The organism is Phyllobacterium sp. P5_D12 (assembly GCF_054049495.1).
Map to the genome: position 1 here is coordinate 1 of NZ_JBFUMG010000241.1, position 6,367 is coordinate 6,367.

At 57.7% G+C, this 6,367-nt stretch carries 6 protein-coding genes; 1 reads left to right on the forward strand and 5 read right to left on the reverse strand.

Annotated features, from left to right (window positions below; all coding sequences use genetic code 11):
* The 5 genes from ACXJ5O_RS15755 to hemC form a co-directional block, all read right to left on the reverse strand.
* Positions 1 to 267: tellurite resistance TerB family protein (locus ACXJ5O_RS15755; protein WP_457300707.1), on the reverse strand; the 267-nt coding region annotated here is incomplete at its 3' end.
* Positions 268 to 384: 117 nt separating this feature from the next.
* On the reverse strand, positions 385 to 2,064 hold the full coding sequence (locus ACXJ5O_RS15760; protein ID WP_457300708.1) for a heme biosynthesis HemY N-terminal domain-containing protein: 1,680 nt from the start codon (positions 2,062 to 2,064) through the stop codon (positions 385 to 387).
* Between the two features lie 10 nt (positions 2,065 to 2,074).
* Complete coding sequence (locus ACXJ5O_RS15765) at positions 2,075 to 3,385, reverse strand: COG4223 family protein (RefSeq protein ID WP_457300709.1); 1,311 nt, start codon at positions 3,383 to 3,385, stop codon at positions 2,075 to 2,077.
* Positions 3,386 to 3,462: 77 nt separating this feature from the next.
* The gene (locus ACXJ5O_RS15770) at positions 3,463 to 4,197 is read right to left on the reverse strand and encodes a uroporphyrinogen-III synthase (RefSeq protein ID WP_457300710.1); all 735 of its coding nucleotides are present in this window, start codon (positions 4,195 to 4,197) and stop codon (positions 3,463 to 3,465) included.
* A 1-nt stretch (position 4,198) separates the two neighbouring features.
* Complete coding sequence (gene hemC / locus ACXJ5O_RS15775) at positions 4,199 to 5,128, reverse strand: hydroxymethylbilane synthase (protein ID WP_457300711.1); 930 nt, start codon at positions 5,126 to 5,128, stop codon at positions 4,199 to 4,201.
* 94 nt (positions 5,129 to 5,222) lie between these two features.
* Here hemC and tsaD point away from each other — a divergent pair, with 94 nt between their 5' ends.
* Positions 5,223 to 6,302 (forward strand): tRNA (adenosine(37)-N6)-threonylcarbamoyltransferase complex transferase subunit TsaD, encoded by a 1,080-nt coding sequence (tsaD, locus tag ACXJ5O_RS15780; protein ID WP_457300712.1) that lies wholly within the window; start codon positions 5,223 to 5,225, stop codon positions 6,300 to 6,302.
* Positions 6,303 to 6,367: the final 65 nt, after the last annotated feature.

A 6,367-nucleotide genomic window follows, 5' to 3' on the forward strand; every position in this document is an offset into this window, starting at 1 on the left:
GGTGAAACTGTAGAGGTCGACGGCCTCCTGATCCGCCTGTTCGCCTTCGTCAAGCAATCGCTTCAGCGCCTCGCCCTTCAGGCCATAGGCCTCGGAAATCAGCTGTGAAACGCGTTTGCGCTCCGCCTTGCCTCGGTTACCGTCTGCATCCATCACATGGAACAGCAAGGCTGCAGCCGCGAGGCGCGGATCTTTTTTTGAAAAATGCTCCTTGCTGTTGTCGCCCGACGGCAAGGATTTGAAAAACGTCACGAGACTATCGAGCATAAAGGGAAATCTTTCGCGTCTATCAAGATGGTACTCATCCACCCATATCGCTGTTTATACGCCTAAACCACTGTACATCTTGCCGCAAAGACGACAGTGGCCATCACGTTTCGATGATTAGAAAAGCCGGAACTTCTTGTTTCGCTCCGCTCCATCCTTAGGCCGCACGCCCGGGTCATCCGGCATAGGAAAAACGAATTCCTCATCCTTTTCTTTGGATTTCAGTGGCTTTTCCGGAAATGCGGGCAAAACGGAAGCTATTCTCTCCGGATTGACCGTTTCTGTGGGCTTCGAGACCGGCCGTTCCTTGGGCTCTACCGGTGGCTCAAGTTGCACAATTTCAGCATCCACGACATCCGCTTGGCCACGATCTTCCTTGGAAGCTTGCTTTTCTGCTTCAAGAACGACGGGCCTGGCCGGTATGAGTGGCTTCACTTCTTCGCGAGGTCGCGCTGGTTCTGTTGCCAACGCCCTGTCGAAATCATCGCCGGAATCGATGACCGGACCAAGCTGTTCAACAGGAACCTTCCATTCGAAGGCGTCGAGCCTGCCAGTCACGGGAGATGCCGGCGCCCAGCGTTCCGAAACGTAGCCATCGGCTGTCCAGGCGGGATCGCGTGGCGCTTTGACAGCACGCGACAGCCACTGCCGGACGCGGCCTTGATCGCCGGTTTGCGCTTCTTCGATATCGGCCAGCAGAAGATATGCACTCTCTCGCGGTGCACTGCGGAGCACAGCTTCCGCCGCCTCCCTCGCTTCCTTTAATTCGCCTGCCGCCAGTGCGGCCTGGGCGATGGCCAGGCTCGACTCAGGGTGATGCGGATAGAGCGACGCCAGATGACGGGCGCGCTTGAGGCGATCCAACACCGAATCGCCAAGCCGCGCGTGCACATAGGTTTCGGCAACTTCCGGATGAGGTTGCTTCTTCCAGCTATATTCCAAGACTTTCGACCCTTTGCGCAAGTCGCCTTGGCTGAACAACGTTTTTGCGGCGATGATCGCAGCTGGTATGAGATCAGGTGCCATTTTGTTGGCCTCTATGGCGGTCGATTTGGCGCTCGCGGGGTCACTTTCGAAGGTTTCGATTGCCTTGGCCGTCAAGAGCACCGCGCGCTCGCGCTTAGCCTTCTCCTTGTCGACCTGCTTGGTCGCTTTCTGCTTTTCGAGTAGCAAGAGCGCTCCATCCCAATCACCATGCGTTGTTTTCTGGCCAAGGGCTGCCGATGCTGCCCATTCGACATTCGGGGCCAGCAAAGCGGCTTCCTCAGCGTAGTGCCTTGAAGCATCGCGTGCGCCAAGGCGCTGCGCTTCAAGGTAAAGCCCCCGCAACCCGAGGAGCTTCGTTTCTGGATCTTCGAGCATGGCTTCGAATTTGGCCCGCGCATCCTCGGGGCGCCCCTCGAGCATGGCGGACTGGGCATCAAGCAGTTTGATCAGCGGCTCCTGATCGACGTTCAGCAGCTTTTCTGCCTGTTTGATCATTCTGCGTGCGGTCTCGCCATCACCAGCACCTGCGGCGATCAGTCCGGTCGACAGCGACTGATAGCCCCGATCGCGTTTGCGCGCACGGAAATGACGGCGCAGCGCGTAAGGCGACGTGACGAGGCTCTTGACAATCCACCAGGTCAGCATGACTGCAGCGACGATCGCGACGATCGCAGAAGCTGCCACCATCAGCGTAACCTTGTACTGCATGCCGGCAAGGGTAACGACCAAATCGCCGGGCCGATCTGCAAGCCACGCGAAACCGACACCGAGCAACAGAACGACAAGAAGGAAGAACAGAATACGAATCATGATCTTGCTCCTAATTAGCCGCTGCTGGTGACTTGATGCCGGTCAAGGCATCGGACAAGGCCTTCGACACGACGTCCCCGGCCTTTTGCCGGGCCTTCATCGCATTGGCGAAATCCATGGAAACAGCCTTGGCGTTCTCCGGCAGTTTCTCCCATTCGGCAATGGCGGCACCAAGGTCGCCTGCATTCAAATGCGCTTCGATCCGTGCCGTGATTGCATCGACGCCCTCGCCCTCCACCATCCCGACCGGACGCGCCTGCACCAAGCTGCTCGCGCTTGCCCACAAGCGATCGACCACCCCGGCATTGGGATCGACCGTGTGAGCGCTAGCGATGATTTTGGGAGCGACATCAGCGAATTGGCTGACCAGCACGTTGAGCGTCGGAATGCCTTTCGCAGCAAACTCCCGGAGGCTCTCGACCTCTCCTGCTGCTGGCGCAACCGCGACGTAAGTATCCAGTTCGGCCGCGAACGGTTCGCCGCGATCGATAGCGGCTTTCATACCCGTTGCTGCCATGGCAAGTGCCATATTGGCCTGCGCCGAGGGGTCGTTGACTTTCGCCTCCAGAGCATTCAACCGCTCAGTAGCCCCCGCGGCGACTCCGCCAGCCTGCTCCGCCTGTTGCTGACTGCTGTTCAGCTGAGTTTCCAGAGCAGCGAGGCGCGCATCAATGCCACTGGTATCGACGACTGCGCCAGAGCCCGCATTCTTCTGGATATCCGCAATACTTTGCTTGATTGCGACAAGCTCCGCGGAAAGACCAGAGACCTGGCTTGCAGCCTGTTTGGCGTTCTCTACCGCACCGTTAAGCGCCACCTGCGCACCTTCATCCAGCGTCTGAGTCGCTGGTCGCGCATTTCGTAATTCAGCCATCTGCTGCTCGAGCGCTGAAGTATCCGCCTTTGGCGATGGCAGGACACCCGCCCATTGCAGGGCCGCGGCGCCGACAAGAGCTACAATGCCACCAATGATTCCTGATACAAAGCGGCCCAATGGGTCATTTGGCTTTGATCCGGAGGACGACACCATTGGCCGCGAAGATTTCGATTGAGCAGAGGAATTGGTTCGCCCAAATGACTGCCCGGTCTCCGAAAAGCCCGAACCCGGTGGCGCATCTCCGCGCGGCTCAACGCCCGGCGTTTCCTTTGACTTTTCCGCCGCATTTGCCTTCGCGTCAGCGGCTGGGTCGAAGCCGACCGGTTCGGGCTGCGGTATGTCGTCTGCCGTGGATGCAGCCTTGTTGGCCACCAATGGCGCCATTTCGATTGTCACAGGTTTGYGGGCAGACTTCGAATGACGCGGAACGGATGATTTGGCCATAGACAGACTTTCCTGAACGTAAGACTTCTCGTGACCCGAAGTTAGCAAGGAAGTTGCGGTTGCGAAACCACACGTATTCATTGCGGTAAGCGGGTAGAATCCTGTGCCTGCTGCAGAAGGTCGAAGAGAGCATCCTCATCCGGCCTGTTTGCCACATGGATTAAAGCCTTGTTCAGTCCAGCCAGAGCGCTTGTAACACGAGGGGAGAGGCAGAAAATGGATGTGTTATCAAAATGATGGGCGATTTCCATCTGGCTTATCAGACGCAAGAACTCTTCAGCGCCCCAACGAGAATACAGGAGGCAATGATCGATCCTACCCTTATCGAAAAATTCTACCAGAAACTCAGTCGTATAACTGACTAAAACAGTATCGTAGGTCATCATCGGCTTAAAATGCATACCTAATGTACGGAGAGCATGCTCAAAATCCGACGCGCGAACGCGCCCTGTCACATAAAGAACGCGGGCTCCGGTACATAACTCCTCACCTATGGTTTGAGCAAGCGACGCACCATCCCTGTCTCCCGTTGTCACCGTTTCAAACCCGCGGGCGCGCGCCGCAGCTGCGGTCGCTTCTCCGACAACGAAACAGGGCAGCGCAAAGAACGGTTGCAACACCTTGTCCGGTGCTTGCCGCAATGCATTCGCACTTGTCACCGCAACCGCGTCGAATTTTCCTCTGGGCGTTTTTACCTGAAGCGGAACAATCTTGGTGAGGGGTAAAACCAAAGGCAAGAAGCCATTGCCAAGCAGACGTTCGGCAGTTTTGGTCGCGCCCGGCTGAGGCCGTGTGACCAAAACGGTTTTCATGTCAGAACCAATCCGTGAAGAAATGTGGTCCGGCGAGTTTACGCACCCGCAGCGCCGCGTCCTGACCGATTTCGACAGCGTCGGAGAGCGCACCGTCACCTGTGACCTCATGTACCTCGCTGCCATTTGGCAAGAGTATCATGCCATGGAATTGAAGCCTCCCTCCCGATACCGTCGCCAGACCGGCGATTGGCGTACGGCAGGAACCATCGAGCGAACCGAGGAACGCACGTTCGCATGCCAGCGCCGTTGAGGTCGGCAAGTGGTTGAGCGGCGCCAATAGCGCATCGACACGATCATCCCCAATGCGGCTTTCTACCGTGATTGCACCTTGTCCAGGAGCTGGCGGAAAAGCTTTTGCATCCATAAGCTCGGTTGCAACATGACCGAGGCCGAGACGTTTTAAACCGGCATAAGCGAGGAATGTTGCATCCACCTCGCCGTCCGCGAGCTTGCGCAGCCGCGTCTCGACATTCCCGCGAAAAGTGATGACCTTGAGATCGGGGCGTGCGCGGTGGATCAGTGCCTGCCGCCGCAGAGATGCAGAACCGACTACAGCCCCGTTCGGCAAATCCAGGAAGGTCTTTGCCGCACGGCCAATAAAAGCGTCGCGAGGATCTTCGCGTTCGAGGAAGACAGACAGATGCAGCCCTTGTGGCAGAACGGTTGGCATATCCTTTGATGAATGCACAGCAAGATCGAGGCGGCCGTCGGCAAGCTGTTCCTCGATTTCGAGCGTGAACAAGCCTTTTCCGCCAACTTCAGACAGGGGTCGATCCTGTATCCGGTCACCGCTTGTGGAAATGGCCACGATTTCGATGTCTTCATCGCGAAGTCCGTGGGCCTTTATCAGAAGGTCACGCGTCTCATGGGCTTGTGCGAGCGCCAGTGCACTCCCACGTGTACCAATCTTGAGCGTTTTTGTTTGCATTGGCGGCTGTCCGTGTTACGCGAATTCGAGTTGAGCGTTCTACTAACGACCTTTTGGCAGGTCGACAATGCGGCGAAGGATATCAGGTTTACCGATGCGGGTACTAGGTATTGAGACAAGCTGTGACGAAACGGCGGCGGCGGTAGTCGAGCGCGACGACCTAGGCCACGGGCGCATCCTTTCGAACGTCGTCCTGAGCCAGATCGACGAACACGCGCCCTATGGCGGCGTGGTGCCGGAAATTGCTGCGCGCGCCCATGTCGAAGTACTCGATCGGTTGATTGGGCAGGCATTGCACGAAGCGCAGATAACTCTGGATGATGTCGATGCTGTGGCTGCCACCGCCGGTCCGGGCTTGATCGGCGGATTGATTGTCGGTTTGATGACCGGAAAGGCGATAGCGATGGCCAGTCAGAAGCCTTTTTACGCCATCAATCATCTCGAGGGCCATGCGCTGACCCCGCGCCTGACCGATCGCATTGATTTTCCTTATCTGCTGCTGCTCGTCTCCGGCGGCCACACGCAGATGGTTCTGGTCAAAGGTCTTGGCGATTATGAGCGGTTGGGCACGACCATAGACGATGCCCTCGGCGAAGCATTCGACAAGACCGCCAAACTACTCGGCCTGCCCTATCCGGGAGGGCCTGAAGTGGAGAAGGCAGCTCTGCTCGGCGATCCCAGCCGATTCACCCTACCGCGTCCGCTGAAAGGCGAGGAGAGACTGGATTTCTCCTTTTCAGGTTTGAAAACGGCGGTGCGGCAACTGGCGACAGAGTTGGAACCGTTATCGCAAATCGACGTCAATGACATTTGCGCCGCTTTTCAAACCGCCGTCGCCGACACACTCGACGACCGGGTTTCGCGCTCACTGCAGCGGTTTCGCGCGAGTTTCCCGGATGTCAAGAAGCCGGCATTGGTTGTTGCCGGTGGTGTTGCCGCAAACAAGGTTCTGCGTGACGGTCTGCAGCGTCTATGCTCGGATAATGGCTTCCGCTTCATTGCACCACCCATGGCCCTTTGCACAGACAATGCCGCAATGATTGCGTGGGCGGGTGCCGAACGGGCTGGTCTCACACCTGCCGATTCGCTCGATGTTGCCCCGCGCTCGCGTTGGCCACTGGACATGCATTCAACGCCCTTGATCGGCGCAGGCCGCCGTGGAGCCAAGGCATGAGCAAACCTTCAATCGCCGTAATTGGCGGAGGCGCCTGGGGTACTGCGCTTGGTACCATGGCCGCC